Annotated in this window: 12 protein-coding genes and 1 pseudogene; 6 read left to right on the top strand and 7 right to left on the bottom strand. The window is 71.9% G+C overall.

The window, feature by feature from the left end; all coding sequences use genetic code 11:
* Positions 1-9: 9 nt before the first annotated feature.
* Positions 10-1596: an ABC-F family ATP-binding cassette domain-containing protein gene (locus LQK89_RS01910; RefSeq protein ID WP_231049989.1), complete on the bottom strand. Its 1587-nt coding sequence runs from the start codon at positions 1594-1596 to the stop codon at positions 10-12.
* Positions 1597-1897: 301 nt separating this feature from the next.
* Between LQK89_RS01910 and LQK89_RS01915 the strand changes: the two genes are divergently transcribed.
* A complete protein-coding gene (locus LQK89_RS01915) occupies positions 1898-2323 on the top strand; it encodes a DUF3151 domain-containing protein (RefSeq protein WP_114850325.1) in 426 nt (141 codons plus the stop codon).
* Positions 2324-2497: 174 nt separating this feature from the next.
* Here LQK89_RS01915 and LQK89_RS01920 read toward each other — a convergent pair whose 3' ends face one another.
* From LQK89_RS01920 to LQK89_RS01935, 4 genes and pseudogenes are all read right to left on the bottom strand, one after another.
* On the bottom strand, positions 2498-5551 hold the full coding sequence (locus LQK89_RS01920; protein ID WP_442874057.1) for a glycoside hydrolase family 2 TIM barrel-domain containing protein: 3054 nt from the start codon (positions 5549-5551) through the stop codon (positions 2498-2500).
* A complete protein-coding gene (locus tag LQK89_RS01925) occupies positions 5548-6483 on the bottom strand; it encodes a carbohydrate ABC transporter permease (protein ID WP_231049990.1) in 936 nt (311 codons plus the stop codon). Before LQK89_RS01925 ends, LQK89_RS01920 begins: the two co-directional genes overlap by 4 nt.
* 182 nt (positions 6484-6665) lie before the next feature.
* A pseudogene (locus tag LQK89_RS01930) lies at positions 6666-7583 on the bottom strand (carbohydrate ABC transporter permease); the annotation flags it as partial.
* The gene (locus LQK89_RS01935) at positions 7580-8941 is read right to left on the bottom strand and encodes an ABC transporter substrate-binding protein (protein ID WP_175325211.1); all 1362 of its coding nucleotides are present in this window, start codon (positions 8939-8941) and stop codon (positions 7580-7582) included. The pseudogene LQK89_RS01930 and the gene LQK89_RS01935, both read right to left, overlap by 4 nt.
* Positions 8942-9187: 246 nt before the next feature.
* On the opposite strand from LQK89_RS01935, the gene LQK89_RS01940 reads away from it, so the two are divergent.
* Complete coding sequence (locus tag LQK89_RS01940) at positions 9188-10345, top strand: baeRF2 domain-containing protein (protein ID WP_144803157.1); 1158 nt, start codon at positions 9188-9190, stop codon at positions 10343-10345.
* Positions 10346-10496: 151 nt separating this feature from the next.
* Here the strand turns inward: LQK89_RS01940 and LQK89_RS01945 are convergent, their stop codons facing one another.
* A complete protein-coding gene (locus LQK89_RS01945) occupies positions 10497-11690 on the bottom strand; it encodes an MFS transporter (protein ID WP_231049992.1) in 1194 nt (397 codons plus the stop codon).
* 88 nt (positions 11691-11778) lie between these two features.
* Between LQK89_RS01945 and LQK89_RS01950 the strand changes: the two genes are divergently transcribed.
* Positions 11779-12549, top strand: coding sequence for a GntR family transcriptional regulator (locus LQK89_RS01950; RefSeq protein ID WP_231049993.1), 771 nt, complete (start codon positions 11779-11781; stop codon positions 12547-12549).
* A 106-nt stretch (positions 12550-12655) separates the two neighbouring features.
* Here the strand turns inward: LQK89_RS01950 and LQK89_RS01955 are convergent, their stop codons facing one another.
* Positions 12656-12808 carry a hypothetical protein gene (locus LQK89_RS01955; protein ID WP_174779004.1) on the bottom strand — a complete coding sequence of 51 codons (153 nt, stop codon included), beginning with the start codon at positions 12806-12808 and terminating at the stop codon, positions 12656-12658.
* A 237-nt stretch (positions 12809-13045) separates the two neighbouring features.
* Here LQK89_RS01955 and LQK89_RS01960 point away from each other — a divergent pair, with 237 nt between their 5' ends.
* The 3 genes from LQK89_RS01960 (at position 13046) to LQK89_RS01970 (ending at position 17320) form a co-directional block, all read left to right on the top strand.
* Positions 13046-14149 carry a LacI family DNA-binding transcriptional regulator gene (locus LQK89_RS01960; protein ID WP_058740809.1) on the top strand — a complete coding sequence of 368 codons (1104 nt, stop codon included), beginning with the start codon at positions 13046-13048 and terminating at the stop codon, positions 14147-14149.
* A gap of 451 nt (positions 14150-14600) precedes the next feature.
* On the top strand, positions 14601-16343 hold the full coding sequence (locus LQK89_RS01965) for an ABC transporter substrate-binding protein (RefSeq protein ID WP_231049994.1): 1743 nt from the start codon (positions 14601-14603) through the stop codon (positions 16341-16343).
* The gene (locus tag LQK89_RS01970) at positions 16340-17320 is read left to right on the top strand and encodes an ABC transporter permease (RefSeq protein ID WP_231049995.1); all 981 of its coding nucleotides are present in this window, start codon (positions 16340-16342) and stop codon (positions 17318-17320) included. Before LQK89_RS01965 ends, LQK89_RS01970 begins: the two co-directional genes overlap by 4 nt.
* Positions 17321-17361 lie beyond the last annotated feature (41 nt).

A 17361-nucleotide genomic window follows, 5' to 3' on the forward strand; every position in this document is an offset into this window, starting at 1 on the left:
CACCCCGGGCTACCGCAGCTCGATCCGTGTCGTCAGGTCGAGCCGCTCCAGGAACGTCTCGTCGTGGCTCACGACCACGAGCGCACCCCGGTAGGCCCGCAGCGCGTCCACGAGCTGGTCGACGCTCGTCAGGTCGAGGTCGTTCGTCGGCTCGTCGAGCACGAGCACCTGGGGCGGCGGGTCCGCGAGCACGAGGGCGGCGAGGGCCACCCGGAAGCGCTCCCCGCCGGACAGGGCCCCGGCCGGGCGGTCGACGGTGTCGCCGCGGACCAGGAACCGGGCCAGGCGGTTCCGGACCTCGGCGACCGGGACGTGCGGGGCGTCCCGCCGGACGTTGTCGAGCACCGACGCGGTGTCGTCGAGCGTGTCCTTCCGCTGCGGCAGGTACGCCACCCGGTCGACGTGCGGCACCGCCGATGTCTCCGGCAGCGGGTGCTCCCGCGCGTCCGGCACCCCGACGAGCTGGTCGAGGAGCGTGCTCTTGCCGACGCCGTTGTCCCCGACCACGGCGACCCGCTCGGGCCCCTGCACGATCGTCTCCCGGCCCCGCACCGTCACGGTCGCGATGCGCCGCGACGCCGGGACGTCCGGGTCGGGCAGGGTGACGTGCAGGGACTCGTCGTCGCGCAGGCGGGACTCGGCCTCGTGCTTCGCCGACAGGGCCGCCGCCTCGTCCTCGGCGTACCCGGTGCGGAGCTTCCCCGCGGTCTGCTCGCCGCGCTTCCGCATCTCGTTCGCGAAGATCTTCGGCATGCCCTCGGCGGCCTTCCGGCCCGAACGGGCGCGGCGGGCGATCTTCGTCTCGGCCTCGATGCGCTGTCGCTGTTCGGCGCGGTGCCGCTGCTCGGCGACCCGGACCTCGCGCTCGACCGCCGCCTGCTGCACGGCGACGTGCGCCTCGTACTGCGCGTACGTCCCGCCGTACACGGTCGCCGAGCCCTGCCGCAGCTCGACGGTCTCGTCGACGTGCTCCAGGAGCTCGCGGTCGTGGCTGACGACCACGAGGGTCCCGCGCCAGTCGTCGACCAGGTCGAGCAGCAGGCCGCGGGCACGGCGGTCGAGGTTGTTCGTCGGCTCGTCGAGGAACGCGATCGGCCGGCCGCGCAGTCGGATGCCGGCGACCGCGGCCAGGACGGCCTGCCCGCCGGACAGCGTCGCGATCGGCCGGTCCAGGACGGCGGCACCCGTCCGGATCGCGGCGAGTCCGATGGCGTCGAGGGCGGCGACGGCCCGCTCCTCGAGGTCCCAGTCGTCCCCGACGGCCTCGAAGTGCTCCGGGGCCGCGTCCCCGTCGAGGATCGCGCGGAGTGCCGTCAGCGCCGGGCGGATGCCGAGCAGGTCCGCGACCGTGTCCTCGGGACGTGTGGCGAGCCGCTGCGGCAGCAGGTCCACGGAACCCGACGTGCGGATGGTGCCCGACGTGGGGTGGAGCTGCCCGGTGACGAGCCGGACCAGCGTGGACTTGCCGGCCCCGTTCCTCCCGACCAGGCCGGTGCGGCCGGACCCGAAGGCGGTGGACAGGTGGTCGAGCGCGACGGTGCCGTCGGGCCAGGTGAAGGTGACGTCGTGCAGGACGACGGAGGGTGTTGCGGGCATGGGGCTGCCTCCCGGATCGTGAGCTGGGCGCACGACACCGGACCCGCGGCGACCCGGAGGGGTCGACGGCGCGGACACGCCCGACGGGGCGCGACGATCACGGTGTCAGCGCGAGGACTGCGCGGTACCGGTGATCGACTGCAAGGCGGCTCTTCCGTCGGGGACCCCCGTGTCCGCCACCCGTGCCGCCGGTCGGTCTCCCGCCCCGGCAGCCCCGTTGTGACGACGAGGTGTCTCCCACCGTACGGCCGGACCCGGCCGCAGGCAAGAGATGACAGGCAAGAGGTGACAGGCTGGACGCATGCCGGAGAACCTGCTGCCGAACCCGACCGCGAACCCCGCGACCCTGCTGCCCGAGGAGCCGGAGGTGACCGCCGCGCTCGCCGCCGACGCCCCCGTGTCGAGCGTCGTCGTGTCGCACCCGTCCTCGAGCCTGGCGTGGGCGCTCCTCGCCGACGAGGCCTGGGAGCGCGGCGCGACCCTGGAGTCCTACGCCTACGCCCGCGTCGGGTACCACCGCGGCCTCGACGCCCTGCGGAAGGCGGGCTGGCGCGGCGCCGGGCCCGTGCCGTGGTCGCACGAGCCGAACCGGGGCGTGCTCCGGGCCCTGTTCGCCCTGCGGCGCGCGGCCGAGGCGATCGAGGAGCCGGGCGAGCCCGAGCGGCTGACGGACTTCCTCGACCAGAGCGACCCGGAGGCGCTCCGCGCGCTCACCGCGGGCCAGTAGCGCGGGGGCGGGCCCCGCGCCGCGGCGGACGCTGGAGGTCCGCGTCGCGTTCCGCACAACGGAAAGCACTCCGCACCACGCGATCGCGTGGCACGGAGTGCTTTCCGTTGTGCGGAGGCACACCGCACCACGCGGGTGCGCCTGCGACCCGGCCGGCCCGGCCGGCCCGGCGCCCTACCCGAGCACCACGCTCCACGAGAACGCCTGCGGCCACAGCTGGTGCTCCGGAAGCACGTCGAGCCCGCACGCCCGCGACCCCAGCCCGTGCTGCGCCGCGTCGAGGTACAGGTACGTGTGGTCCGGCGTCGGCAGCTCGTACGGGTGCATCGCCTTCCCGATCTGCTGCGCGGTCCACGGCGACAGCGTGAAGCCCGCCCGGTGCGCCCCCACCGTCGTCACCGTGAACGGCCCCACCGAGAGTGCACGCAGCTCCGGCCGGTGCCCCGTCTCCTGCGGCATCGAGTACTCGACACCGAGCGAGCGCACGGGAGCGCTGAACCGTCCGACACGGGCGGCGTGCGAGGAGTCCGCGTAGGACTCCAGCGGCCCCGTCCCGAACCAGTCGGCGGACCCGTCGAGCAGCCCGGCGGGCAGGTCGAACCGGACGCCGATCCGGGGCCACGTGACGTCCCAGGCGCCGAAGGGCACCGCGTCCGTCTGCAGCAGCAGTCCCGCGTCGGTCAGGGTCCAGCGGTGCGTGACGTCGACGCCCCAGCCGCTGTTCGCCGCCGCCACGCGAACGCGCTGCTCCAGGCCGTGGTCGGTCCGGGTCACCGCGACGAGCCGGTGCGTCAGGCGGTCGAGTCCGCGGTCCCGCCAGCGCTCCGCGGACGCCGGGGCATCCGGGTCGCCGACGCCAGCGGTGAGCACCGGGTCGGCCGTCTCGTACCCGCCCTGCGACGACAGGCTGTCGTTGTCGGTCGGTGCGCGCCACAGCTCCAGGCGCGGCCCCGCCACCTCGTGCCCCTTCCAGGACACCAGGTCGCCTCGGGCGCTGAACGTCCCGTCGCCGAGACGGTCGCCCTCCCACCCCGCACCGGAGGCCCGTGGCACGTTCGCCGGTCGGCTCGCGACGAGCCGCTGGGCGCGTGCCACGACGTGGCCGGTGTCCGCCCACGCGGTCGGGCCCGCCAGCTCCGCGGTGACGTCGAACCACAGTTCCTCGCCCGCGGCCGGTGCGGCCGCCGCGACGGCGAGCACCTCGTCCGGCACCGGCACCGTGGCGGACTCCCGCGCGGCGACGACGCCGGGGGCGAAGCGTCCGGAGGCCTCGACGACACCGTTCCGGCTCAGCGTCCAGCAGAACCGCAGTCCCGCGGTCGAGGCCGAGTGGTACCGGTTCTCGACCAGCACGGTCCGCTCGCCCAGCGAGAACCGGATCGGGGCGACCACCGCGGCGAACTCAGCCAGTCCAGGGGTGGGGCTGTCGTCGGGCAGCACGAGGCCGTCCATCACGAAGTTGCCGTCGTGCACGACCTCGCCGAAGTCGCCGCCGTACGCGTAGTAGTCCGTGCCGTCGGCGGTCCGGGCGAGCAGCCCGTGGTCCCGCCACTCCCACACGAAGCCGCCGTGCAGCCGGGGGAAACGGTCGACCAGGGCCTCGTACTCGGCGATCTGCCCGGGGCCGTTCCCCATCGCGTGCACGTACTCGCAGTGCAGGAACGGCTTCGAGCGCTGCCGTGCCGCCTCGGCGGGACCGCACTCCATGAGCGGCGTCGGGGTCCCACCGCCGATCGACTCGGTCTCCTGCAGCGTCGGGTACATCCGCGAGTAGACGTCGGTGTACTCACCCGTGTAGTCGCCCTCGTAGTGCACCGGCCGCTCGTCGTCGCGGTCGTGCACCCACTGCGACATCGCGGCGAGGTTCCGTCCGGTGCCGGACTCGTTGCCGAGCGACCACATCACGATCGACGCGTGGTTCTTGTCGCGCTCGACCGTCCGGGCGATGCGGTCCAGGAACGCGTCGCGCCAGGCCGGGTCGTCCGAGGGGTTCCCGACCCAGTCGGTGAACAGGAAGCCGTGCGTCTCGAGGTCGCACTCCAGCACGACCCAGAACCCGAGCTCGTCGGCCAGGTCGAGCACGCGGGGGTGCGGCGGGTAGTGCGAGGTGCGGATCGCGTTGACGTTGTTCCGCTTCATGAGCGCCATGTCGGCGCGGGCGTGCTCCTCGTCGAAGACCCGACCGCGGACCGGGTGGGTCTCGTGCCGGTTCACACCGTGGAAGACCACGCGCTCGCCGTTCACCAGGAACCGGTCGCCGACGATCTGCACGGTGCGGAAGCCCAGGCGGAGCGCGACCGTCTCACCGCCCGCACGTCCGCCGGCGGCCGTCCCGGTGGAGACGGTCGCGTCGTACAGCCGGGGGAGCTCGGCGCTCCACGGCTCGACGCCCTCGACCGTGATCGGTGCGACGTCCTCCGGGGCGTGCCAGGTGACGTCGACGCCGAGCGACGGCACGGCGAACCGCACCGGGAACGCGGCGTCGAGCGTCGGGAACGAGATGGTCCCCGTCCCGGTCGACGGGCGTCCCGAGGCGGCGGTGCCCGCGGTCGCGGCGTCGCCGAGGGTGGCGGTCCAGCCGGCGCGCACGAACACGTCGTCGACGGGCGCGGTCGGGCGGGCGAGCAGCGTGACGGAGCGGAAGATCCCGGGCAGCCACCACTGGTCCTGGTCCTCGAGGTACGAGGCGGCGCTCCACTGGTGCACCCGGACGAGCAGCTCGTTGTCACCGGCGCGGAGCAGCGGGGTCACGTCGAACTCGGTCGCCAGGCGCGACCCGGTCGACCACCCGACGAGTTCGCCGTTCAGCCACACCCGGAAGTGCGACTCGACGCCGTCGAACCGGAGCAGCACCCGGGCAGCGGCGTCGAACGACGACGGCAACGAGAACGTGCGCCGGTGGTCGCCGGTGGGGTTCTCCTCCGGCGGGTGCGGCGGGTCGATCGGGAACGGGTACTGCAGGTTCGTGTAGCTCGGCGCACCGTGCCCGTGCAGGACCCAGTGCGACGGGACGGGCAGGCTGCCCCACCCGTCCTCCACCCCCGGGAGCGGGACGTCCGCGACCGGCGACCACCGGAAGTCCCAGTCCCCGTCGAGCGACAGGGACGGGGCGTCGGTGTGCAACCAGGCCCGCGGCGCGAGCCGGGTGTCCGAGCCCGGTGCCGTCGAGGCGAGCGCGTCGGGCGTGGTGCTGGTGGTGATGGAGGACGAGTGAGCAGCGTTGGTCAACCCTTGACCGATCCTTCCGTGAGGCCCCCGCGCCAGAAGCGCTGCAGGACGATGATCGCGATCACGAGCGGGATGACCGAGACGAGCACCCCGCCGGTGGTGAGCTGGTAGAACTCTGGCAGACGATCGACCTGCGCACGCCAGTTGTTGAGCCCGAGCGTGATCGGGTACAGCTTCTGGTCCGCCAGCATGATGAGCGGCAGGAAGAAGTTGTTCCAGATGCCGACGACCTGGAACAGGAACACCGTCACGAGCGCCGGCGTCATCTGGCGCAGCACGATCGTGTGGAAGATCCGCAGCTCCCCGGCCCCGTCGATGCGCGCCTGCTCGAGGAGCGCCGTGTCCACCGACGCCGCCGCGTACACCCGGCACAGGAACAGGCCGAACGGCGAGACGAGGCTCGGGATGAGCACGCTCCAGTACGTGTCGGTCAGGCCCATCGTCGAGAACAGCAGGAACAGCGGCAGCGCGGTCGCGGTGCCCGGGACGAGCACGCCGCCGAGGATCGTGCCGAACACGAGCTGTCGGCCGCGGAACTCGTACTTCGCGAGTGCGTACCCACCCGCGGCCGCGAAGTACGTCGCGAGGACCGCACCCACGCCCGAGTACAGGACGCTGTTCGCGATCCAGCGGACGAAGATCCCGCCGTCGTACGAGAACACCTGCTGGATGTTGCTGAACAGGGCGAACTCGCCGCCGAACCAGAACCCGTTCGTCGCGAACAGCGCGCCCGTCGTCTTGGTCGCCGCGATGACGACCCAGTACAGCGGCACCAGGAAGTAGATCGCGACGACGACGAGGATGCCCGTCACGACGATCTGCGACTTCCCGGTCCGGTCCAGCTTGCGACGCTGGTGCGCCGTGATCGACGTGGTGTCGACCGGCTCGGCGGCCCGCTTGGTCACGGGCGCCTCGATGGCTTCACTGGTCATGCTTCCGCCCCCTTGCGGTCAGCCGGGAGGCCCGTGGCGGCTCCGGTGGTCGTGCTGCGGTTCGCGACGCCGGTCGCGGTGCGCGACCCGTCGCCGGTGGTGACGCGCGTCTGGAGCGCACGCCGTGCCTCCAGGCCGTCCCGCTTCGCCCGCTTCCGCTGGTCGCGCTCGTGCTTCGGCGGACGGTTCGTCAGCGCCAGGAACGCGAACGACAGGACGAACGCGGCCAACGCGATGATCACGGCCTGCGCGCTCGCGACGCCGTACTCGTTGAACGCGAAGGCGTTCGTGTAGGCGGCGTAGTTCGGCGTGTACTCCGTGTCGATCGCCGGGGCGACCGTGGACAGGATCTGCGGCTCCGCGAAGAGCTGCAGCGTGCCGATGATCGAGAAGACCGTCGTCAGGACGAGCGCCGGGGCGATCAGCGGGACCTGGATCCGCCAGGCGACCTGGAAGGGTCCCGCTCCGTCCATCTTCGCGGCCTCGTAGACCTCGCCGGGGATCGACTTCAGCTGCGCCACGATGATGAGCATGTTGTAGCCGGTGTACGTCCACGTGACGATGTTCGCGATCGACCACAGCACGCTGTTCGCGCCGAGGAAGTCCGGCTGCAGCCCGACGGACTGCAGCAGGTCGACGATCGGCGACAGGCCCGGGACGTACAGGAACGACCACAGGATCGTCGCGATGACGCCGGGGACGCCGTACGGCATGAAGTAGACGGCGCGGAAGAACGCGGGCCAGCGGGCGCTCGCCGACTCCAGGAGCAGCGCGAGGATCGTGCACGCGATGATCATGATCGGCACCTGCACGATGCCGAACAGGAGCATGCGGCCGATCGACGCGACGAACCCGGAGTCCTGCAGCGCGATCGCGTAGTTGTCGAAGCCGGCGAAGCGGCCGGTGACGCCGTCCTCGCCGAACAGGCCCTCGCGGTCGACGGTCGTGAAGCTCTGGAACAGCGCGCTGATGATCGGGATGATGAACGTCAGCAGGAACAGGGCGAGGAACGGGGCGAGCAGGATCCACGGGGCACGCTTCTGCGCGCTCGTGGCCTTCGTGCTCGTGCGGTAGCCGGATCCCGGCTGCGTGGCGGTCATCGTGCGGTCCTCACGCTCAGGCCCTTGTCCTTGAAGGACTGGACGATCTCCCGCTGGGCGAGCTCGACGGCGTCGGTCAGCTTGAGGCCGCCGGTGAGCTTGCGACGGAACTGGTTCTGCAGGCTGGTGAACGCCGACTGGGTCACGGGCGACCACGACCACTCGATGTTCTGCTCCTTCGCCGCGGGGACGAAGACCTCCTCGTTGTAGTTCTGCCCGGAGAACCACTCGCTCGGCTGCTCGCGCTGCGCCCCGATGTAGTCGCGGGCGGGCGACCACCCGATGCCGCAGTACTTGATCATCGCGTCGATGCCCTCCTTCGAGGTGGTCATCCACGTGATGAACTCGAGCGCCTCGGCCGGGTGCTTCGCGTTGGCGAGGACCGCGGCGCTCGAGCCGCCGATCGCGCTCGAGCCGAAGCCGGACGCGTCCCACTTCTGCATCGGCGCGACCTTCCACTTGCCCTTGCCGCCCTGGATGGACTCGATGAGGGCGTCGCCCCAGCTCGCACTCGTCACGGCGGCGATCCGGCCGTTCGCGCACGCCGCGTACCAGCCGGGGGAGTACGCGCCCGCGGACGTGTCGACGAGCCCGTCGTCGATGCAGCCGTCGAAGAACTCCGCGACCCGCAGCGTGGCGTCGTCGGTCATGTCGACCACCCACTCGTCGCCGTCGGTCCTGAACCAGCGGGCGCCGGCCTGCTGCGCGTACGCCGCGAAGGGCGAGGCGTCGGCGACCGGGAAGACCTCGAGGTAGTTCTGCTTGCCGGTCTTCCGGACCTTGTCGGCGAGCACCTTCCACTCGTCCCACGTCGCCGGGGGTTCGCCGCCGGCCTGCTCCAGGATCGCGGTCTGGTAGTAGAAGCCCATCGGGCCGGTGTCCTGCGGGATGCCGTAGACGCCGTCGACGAACTCGACCTGCGCCCACGCGGCCTCGTCGTACTTCGACTGGTACTGCTTCGCGCCGTAGCGTGCGAGGTCGACCAGGCCGTTCGCGAGCATGAACTCGGGGATCTGCCGGAGCTCGACCTGCCCGATGTCCGGACCGCCGCCGGCTGCGAGCGCGGAGTACATCTTCTGGTACCCGCCGCTGTTGCCGCCCGGGATCCAGTTCGCGGTGACCTGGATGCGGGGGTTCTTCGCGTTCCAGACGTCGCAGACCTTCTGCAGGTCCTTCAACCACGCCCAGTACGTGATCTGCACGGTGTCGCCGCCGGCCGCGGGGATCACCGCCGCCTTGTTCACGTTCGTCGAGCCCGGGACCGCGCAGCCGGCGAGCAGTCCCGCCGCGGCTGTCCCGAGCCCGAGGCTCAGCAGGTTTCGTCTCGACAGCTGTCGTCCAGATGGTGATGGCGTCATTGCCTGGTCTCCGGTTCGTCGGCGGATCGGGTCCTCCGCCAGTAGAGCACGGAACCGAGCGTCACTGTGCTTTCACGAAGCATTCACGGCTGGTCGTGACCCGGGCCGGTAGTGCGCCGGAACGACAGGTGTCGGCTGGGTGTCGGCTCGGAGCCGTGGGCGCGTCCGGGTGGACAGGGGGATGGTGGGGCGCACACGACACGTCGGGGTTCGTGACGCCCCGGCGCACCGCCGAGAGGAGCTGTCATGACGTCCACGAACGCGACGAGCGAACTGCACGGGATCCTGGGGGACCGGCTGGAGGGCGGGGGCACGTGGGCGTGGGCCTACGCGGACGTGTCCGGCAACGTCGAGGACCCGCGACGGCAGGCAGCGCTGAAGCTCCGCGCCGTCGAGGAGTCCCTCCGCGCCCAGGGCGCGAGCGCCGAGGTCGTCGACACGATCGCCGCCGAGTTCGAGCAGGAGCCGGGAGTGCCGTCCCCGGTCACCCGGTACGTGCTCGTCCACGACGGCGAGCTCGTGCTCAGCGAGGTGCTCCCCGGCCACCTGCACGGCGCCGAGGCGATCGGCGTCGGGGCCGTGCCGGACCTCGTGCCCCTCGTCGCCCACCGCCCGGTCGACCTGCCGTTCCTGGTCGTCCACGTCGGACGCGAGGGCGGGACGTTCCGCGCCTACCGCCTCGGCCACGCGCCGGACGCGGCGTCCGAGCAGCAGGTGCAGGGACGCACCGACACGCTGCACTACGCGAAGGCCGGCACCGGCTGGAAGCAGCCGCACTGGCAGGCGCACACCGAGGAGATCTGGAAGCAGACCTCGACCGAGGTCGCCGGGGCCGTGGACGAAGCCGTCCGCCGCCTGCGCCCCGGGCTCGTCGTCGTCGCCGGGGACGTCACCGCCCGTGAGCTGCTCGTCAAGGCGCTCTCCGCCGAGGCCCGTGCGCTCGTCACGACCGTGCCCGTCGACCCGCGCTCTGACGACGCGTCGAAGCAGGCGTTCGTCGAGCACGTCGAGATCGCCCTCGCCCGTGTCATCGCCACCCGGCGGCACGACCTCGAGGACCTGCTCCGCACCCACGTCGGCCGGGGCGACAACCTCGCCGTGACCGGGGTCGGCTCCGTGGTCTCCGCGCTGCAGCAGGCGCAGGGGGCGGTCGTCGCGCTCGACGCCGTCGCGATCGGGGACCGGACGCTCCTGGCGCTCGCCGGGGCGCCGTGGGTCGCGACCGCGCCGGAGCAGGCCGCCGGGACGCCCGTGGTCGGTCCGGTGCCCGCCGTGTGCGCGCTCGTCCGGGCCGCGGTGCTCACGGACGCCGAGCTCGTGCTCGTGAACGCCGCCTCGCTGCCCGGCGGTGCCGCGGCCGCGGCGCTCCTGCGCTGGCCGGTGGGGCCCGCCGTGCCCGCCTGAGCCCGTTCCGCGCGCGCGGCGCTGAATCGCTCGTGAGGTGCCGATCCGCGCGTCGGGTGCCGATCCGCTCGTGGGGTGCCGGGAGTTCCGCCCTCCCACGAGCGGTTCGTCTTCCCACGTCGGGTGCGATGGGACGGAACGCTCGCCGACCTCAGTCGTGCGAGCGGTCCGTCCGCGGCACGAGCGGCAGCGCCAGCAGGGGCAGCACCGCCACCAGCCCGAACGATGCCGCGAAGCCGAGCGTCCCGACGAGCGCGCCGATCCCGGGGCCCACGGCGCTCGCCGCGAGGAACTGCCCGGTGTTCTGCGTGCCGAGCGCCCGACCCGACCAGGACGGTCCCGCGGCCTCGGCGACCGACGTGTACGCCAGCCCGTTGTCCGCGACCGTGACGCTCGTCGCGACGAGCAGGAACACCGCCGCAGCCGCCCAGTGCGACACGTCGACGAGCGCCATCACGCCCATCACCGCCGCGGCAGACACCGCCACCACGCGCAGCGGCCCGACCCGGGACCCGGCGCGGTCGCTCCACGCCCCGACGAGGATCCGCCCGACGGCGCCGACGAACTGGGACGCCCCGACGAGCAGGCCCGCCGCGGGGGTCGACCAGCCGAGCCCGACGAGCCACACCAGCCCGTAGGTCGACAGCGTGAACTGCGGCACCACGAGCAGCACCGAAACCGCGTGCACCCGCCACAGGAACCCGGACGACCGGTACGGGTTCACGGGCGCGGCCGCAGCCGTCCCCGGGGTCGTCCGGGCCCGGGCTGTCCGGGCCGGTCGCGGCGGGTCGACGATGCCGACGGCACACAGCACGGTGAGCACGGCGCACAGCACGAACGGCAGCACCAGGGCGGCGCGGATGCCGGACCCCTCGGCGAGCTGCGGGACCGTGACCGCCGCGAGCGTCACGCCGAGCGGCTGCGACATCTGCCGGATGCCCATCGCGAGGCCGCGCCGCTCCTTCGGGAACCACCCGACCACGACCCGCCCGCTCGCGGCATTGGTCGACGCACTCGTCATGCCCGCCGCCAGGAACGCCACACCGAGCAGCACCGGGTTCCCCGCGGACAGCCACGCTCCGACGACCGTCGCCGTGGTGAGTGCCAGCCCGCCCGCGATCACCACGCGCTCGCCGACCCGGTCGGTCACCGCACCCCAGGCGATGAGCGTCAGGACGAGGCCGATCGTCGGTGCAGCGGCGAACAGCCCGGCCGAGGCGAGCGGCATGCCCTGCGCGACCAGGTGCGGGATGAGCAGGGCCGGCGCGGAGACCACCAGGGTGCCGGCGGCCTGGGCGGCGACGCCGAGGGCGAGCATCATCCACGCGCGGCGGGGTGTGGTCATCGGTGCAGCCTGTCGTTCCGGATCGGTACCAATTGGTATACCATTACGGTATACCAACTAGGGCCGATCCGCACTAGGCTGGTCCGCCGTGACCGGAACGACGACCGACGACGCGACGACCGACGCGGCCCCGGTGTCGCAGACGAGCCAGCTCTACGACAACCTGCGCGAAGCGATCCTGACCCTCGACATCGCGCCGGGCGAGCGCATCTCGGAGCGCGGACTCGAGAGTCGCTTCCACGCCTCGCGGACGCCCGTGCGCGCGGCGCTGTCCCGCCTCGAGCGCGAGGGCCTCATCCTGCACGAGGGGCGCTCGTGGACGGTCACGCCCATCGACCTCGACGAGATCGCGTCGCTCGCCGAACTGCGCGGGGTCCTCGAGCCCGCTGCTGCTCGGCTCGCCGTCGACCGGGCCTCCGCCGAACAGCTCGACGAGGTCCGCGCGCACCTGGACGACCTCCGGGGCACCCCCGACCGCGAGGCGGGCATCCGGATGGGATCGACCTTCCACCTGGACCTCGCGGCGCTCGGTGGCAACCGGTTCATCACCGACGCCGTGGCCGACGCGCTCACCCGGCTCGAACGCACGCGGTGGATCGAGGTGCGCACCGCCGAGGCGCGCGACGCCGCGTGGGCGGAGCACAGCGCCATCCTCGACGCGGTCCGGGACGGCGACGCCGACCGCGCGGCCGACCTGCTCGCCGCGCACGTCGCGGGGACGAACGACCGGCTGCTCAGCTGGATCGCGCAGGAGCGTCGTCGGCTCCGCGGTGCGGGCGTGACGATCGTCGGCTCGGCGGCCGTCCTCGACGAGACCGAGCACCAGCACGCCGACGTACCGGCCGACCACCCGGCGTGACCACCCGGCGGAGGTGACGGCCGCGGACGACCCGCACCGTGCCTCCTGTCCGGGTGTCGCCACAGGGTGCGTCCCGGGTCGGTGCCCGAGCCTGCCGGGCCCCGCGTCAGGGACGCGCGGCGTCCTCCGACCCCTCGAGCGGATCGGTGACCGACGAGGCGCCGTGCTCGGTGTGGTCGAGCAGCGCGTCGCGCACCTCGGCCTCGTCGGTGGTGAGTCGGATGGCGTGCTTGCTGCCGGACCGTGTCGACTGTGACATGGGGTCTCCTCCTGGTTGCGTGGACCTGTGTGTATGGGCATCGGGTGGTGCAGGCCCCCGGCCTGCGGATGCGCTTCCTCACGGGACGTACTGAGGTCGGATCAGTGTGCCGCCGCCTGTCCGCGGAGCGCAAGCGATTCCGGCAACCTGTGGAGAAGTCGCGTCGTGCGCCGTGCCTAGGATGGTCCGGCTGCGCCGAGCGCGGCACCGACACGGACACCGGACGGGAGGCACGGCGTGGGTCCGCAGCGCACCGCACCCCCCACGGTCTACGACGTCGCGTCAGAGGCCGGCGTCTCCATCGCGACGGTCTCGCGCGTGCTCCGCACGCCCGACGCGGTCCGCGAGGGAACCCGCCACAGGGTGCAGGCGGCGATCCGGAGCCTCGGCTACGTGCCCTCGGGCACCGCGCGCGCACTGGCCGGACGCCGGACCGGCGTGGTCGGACTCCTGCTGCCCGGGTTCGACGTCGTGCCGGACGAGCGTCCCGACCTCGTCACCGACGGTGGCGTCCGGGTGGTCGACGACCGACGGCACGTGACGCAGCCGTTCTCGTCGAACCTGTACTTCGACGAGGTCCTCCGCGGCGCCGAGACCGAGGCATGGCAACGCGGCCTGGCACTCATGGTGGCAGCGGGGCGGGGCTCCTCCCGGGACGTGCTCGTCAACGACGTCGCCGGCCGGGTCGACGGGCTCGCGGTCCTCGCCCAGACCGTGCCGGACGACCTGCTCGAGCACGTCGCCCGCCGGGTCCCGGTGGTGGTGCTCGCCGACGATCGACGGTCGCACGGGTTCGACTCGGTGAGCGTCGACAACGCGGCAGGGATGCGGACGCTCGCGTCGCACGTGATCGGTCGGCTCGGGATCCGGTCGCTCGTGTACCTGGCAGGCCCGATCGACTCCCCGGACGACATGGAGCGCTCGGCGGGGTTCCAGCAGGCGCTCGACGACCACGACGTGCCGGCCGGGTCCGTGCGGGTCGTCCACGGTGACTTCGGCCGTGCCCGCGCGCGGGAGCTCGCGGCAGGGCTGCTCGACGGTGCCGAGGTCCCGCGGGCGATCGTCTGCTCGAACGACCAGTCCGCGCTCGGGGTGCTCGACGCGGCGGGGGCTCGCGGGCTCCGGGTGCCGGACGACCTGGTCGTGACCGGGTTCGACGGCATCGACGCCGGGCGGTTCTCGAGCCCGCGACTGACGACCGTGCACCAGCCGATGGGGGAGCTCGGGCGCGCCGCGGTCCGGGCGATCGTCGACCGGCTCGAGCGGCGGGAGGGGCCGCCGCGGGCGGTGCGCCTGCCGGTCGAGGTGCTGCTGCGCGAGAGCTGCCCGCCCGCGCTGTAGCGGCGGGGCCGGGCCCCAGCGCCCTCAGCACGCCCGGCCCCAGCCCCCGAGGTGCCGAAATACCTGGACGCTCGACCCTCCTGGCGGCATCGAGCGGCACTCCGACGAGCAGCAGGCGGCGAGTCGTGGCACCTCGGCGGGGTGCTGATGCGCGAGTCGGGCGGCGAACGCGCCACATGTGGCCCGCTCGACCCTGCCAGCCGACGATCTGTGCCCCCGACGCGGACGTGAGCGGCACGTCGTGCACGCTCGACACCGCCCGCCGCGGACGTGAGCGGCATGTCGTACACGCTCGACACCGACCGCCACGGACATGAGCGGCACGTCGTGCACGCTCGACACCGCCCGTTCGTCGACGTGCCACCCCGGGAATCAACACGACCGGTTGCATCGCGCGATGTAAGCGCATACATTGTCCGGGTACCCACTCGACACGGAGGTCGACCGAGCAATGACGCTTCCCCCACAGCGCACGGCCCAGCGCCTGGCCCAGCGCACGCGCGCCCCCGAGCGCCCGCGCCGCCGCCGCGGACGCCTCGCCGCCGCGCTCGCCGGCATCGCCGTCGTGGCCCTCGCCGCCACCGGCTGCAGCATCCAGGTCCGCTCCCAACCGGACCCGAGCATCGGCAAGGACACGATGCTCATCAACGCGGACCGCGGCAACCCGCTGTTCGACCGCAACTTCAACCCGTACATCTCGAACGCCCGCACCGCGAGCAAGTGGATGTACGAGCCCCTCATCGAGATCAACCCCCTCGACGGCAAGGGCACCCCGTGGCTGGCGAGCTCGTGGAGCCAGCCCGACGCGAAGACCATCGACATGACGATCCGGAAGGGCGTCGAGTGGTCCGACGGCAGGCCGTTCAGTGCGGAGGACGTCGTCTTCACGTTCGACCTGCTCCAGGAGTTCCCCGCGATGGACATCAAGGGCGCCTGGCAGCACATCGACCGCATCGAGCGGGACGGCGACCACGTCGTCTTCCACCTGAAGAGCGACGACGTGCCGAGCCTCAACATCATCGGCGCGACCTACATCCTCCCCGAGCACCACTACGGGAAGATCAAGGACCCCACCACCTGGCGTGACCCGGACCCGGTCGGCACCGGCCCGTTCGTCCTCGGCAACTACTCCGACCAGCAGTACTCGATGGACAAGAACCCGCGGTACTGGCAGGCGGACAAGATCGCGATCAAGCACCTGATCCTGCCGGCGACGAACACGCAGCTCGACACCGTCACGCGCGGCTACGACTGGGCGTACTCGTTCATCTCCGACGTCAAGGGCACGTGGGGTGCGGCGTCCCCCGACAACAAGTGGTGGTTTCCGGCCGGCGGTGTGATCGGACTCATCCCGAACCTCACGAAGGCGCCGTACAGCGACGTCAACGTCCGCAAGGGCATCTCGTACGCGCTGAACCGCGACGACATCGCCGAGACCGCGTCCGAGGGCAACCTCAGCGCCGCGGGGCAGACCGGCCTCATCCTGCCGAACCAGGAGCAGTACCTCGACCCGTCGATCCCGGACAAGGGCATGATCACGCAGGACACCGAGCGGTCCCTCGCCGAGTTCGCCAAGTCCGGGTACACCCAGCAGGGCGGCAAGCTCGTCAAGGACGGCAAGCAGCTCGAGATCAAGCTCATGACCGCGAACGGCTACTCGGACTGGCTCCGCGCCGCGCAGCAGGTCCAGCGCGACCTCGGGAAGATCGGCATCAAGGTCGACATCCAGGCGCCGCAGCCCGCGGGGTACCAGCAGAACATCAACAACGGCCAGTTCGACATGGCGATGGGCGGCATGGGCAACGGCGACGTCTTCCAGGCCTACAACTCGCTGCTGTCGAGCGACTTCTACCAGCCGGTCGGAAAGTCGACCGTGAACAACTTCGAGCGGTACCGGAACGCCGACACGCAGCAGCTCCTCGACGCGTACAAGGCGACGACGGACAAGGCCGAGCAGCAGCGCATCCTGAACCAGCTGCAGCGCATCGTCTACGACGACCTGCCCGTCATCGGCATGTACTACGGCGGACTCTGGGGCCTGTTCAACACCGGCAAGTTCGTCGGCTGGCCGAGCGCGGAGGACCCGTACATGGCACCGCAGAACTACGACTCGGCACCGCTGCTGATCTTCACGAAGCTGCGACTCAGAGACAGTGAAGCGGGCCGGAAGATCATGGAGGAGCAGGCCAAGTGAAGTACATCGTGCAGAAACTCGTCCTCTTCGTCCTGACCCTCTGGGCCGCGGTCACGCTGAACTTCGTGCTCCCGCGCCTCATGCCCGGCAGCCCATCCGACGCCGCCCTGGCGAAGCTCAGCCAGAACGGCCCCGTGACGGACGCCACCAAGAAGGCCATCGAGGCGCAGCTCGGCGTCCCCTCCGGCAACCTGTGGGACCAGTACGTCAGCTACCTGCACCAGGTCGTCACCCTCGACTTCGGCACGAGCTACACGTTCTACCCCCAGCCCGTCGGGGACCTGGTCGGCCGCGCCCTGCCGTACACGCTCGTGCTCGTCGGCACGGTCACGGTCCTCGCGTTCGTGATCGGCACGCTCATCGGCGTCGCGGCGGCGTGGAAGCGCGGCACCTGGCTCGACTCGCTCCCGACCCTGTCCGGCTCGTTCATGTCGACGTTCCCGTACTTCTGGACGGCGCTCCTGCTGCTGTTCTTCCTCGGCTACGTCCTGCACTGGTTCCCGACCACCGGGGCGTCCTCGGCGACGAGCATCCCCGGCTGGAACGGCGAGTACATCGGCGACGTGCTCCAGCACGCGATCCTGCCGGCGGTCACGATCCTCGTGACGAGCCTGGGCGGCTGGATCATCGGCATGCGGAACGCCATGATCAACACCCTCGGCGACGACTACGTCACCTTCGCCGAGGCGAACGGCCTCCGCGGCCGCACGGTCGCCGTCCGGTACGCCGCGCGCAACGCGATCCTGCCGAACCTGACCGGCTTCGGCCTGGCCCTCGGCGGTGTCGTCGGCGGCTCGGTCCTGGTCGAGCAGGTGTTCGGCTACCCGGGCATCGGCTACCTGCTGTTCAACGCCGTGATCGGGCAGGACTACCCGCTCATGCAGGCCCTCTTCCTGATGATCACCGTGTCGGTGCTCATCGCCAACTTCATCGTGGACGTCCTCTACGGCGTCCTGGACCCGAGGACGCGCCGATGACGACCAACTCGCGATGGGCGGCGTGCTCTGCCCACAACCAC

This window comes from Curtobacterium sp. C1, from assembly GCF_021049325.1.
GTDB classification, from domain to species: Bacteria; Actinomycetota; Actinomycetes; order Actinomycetales; family Microbacteriaceae; genus Curtobacterium; species Curtobacterium citreum.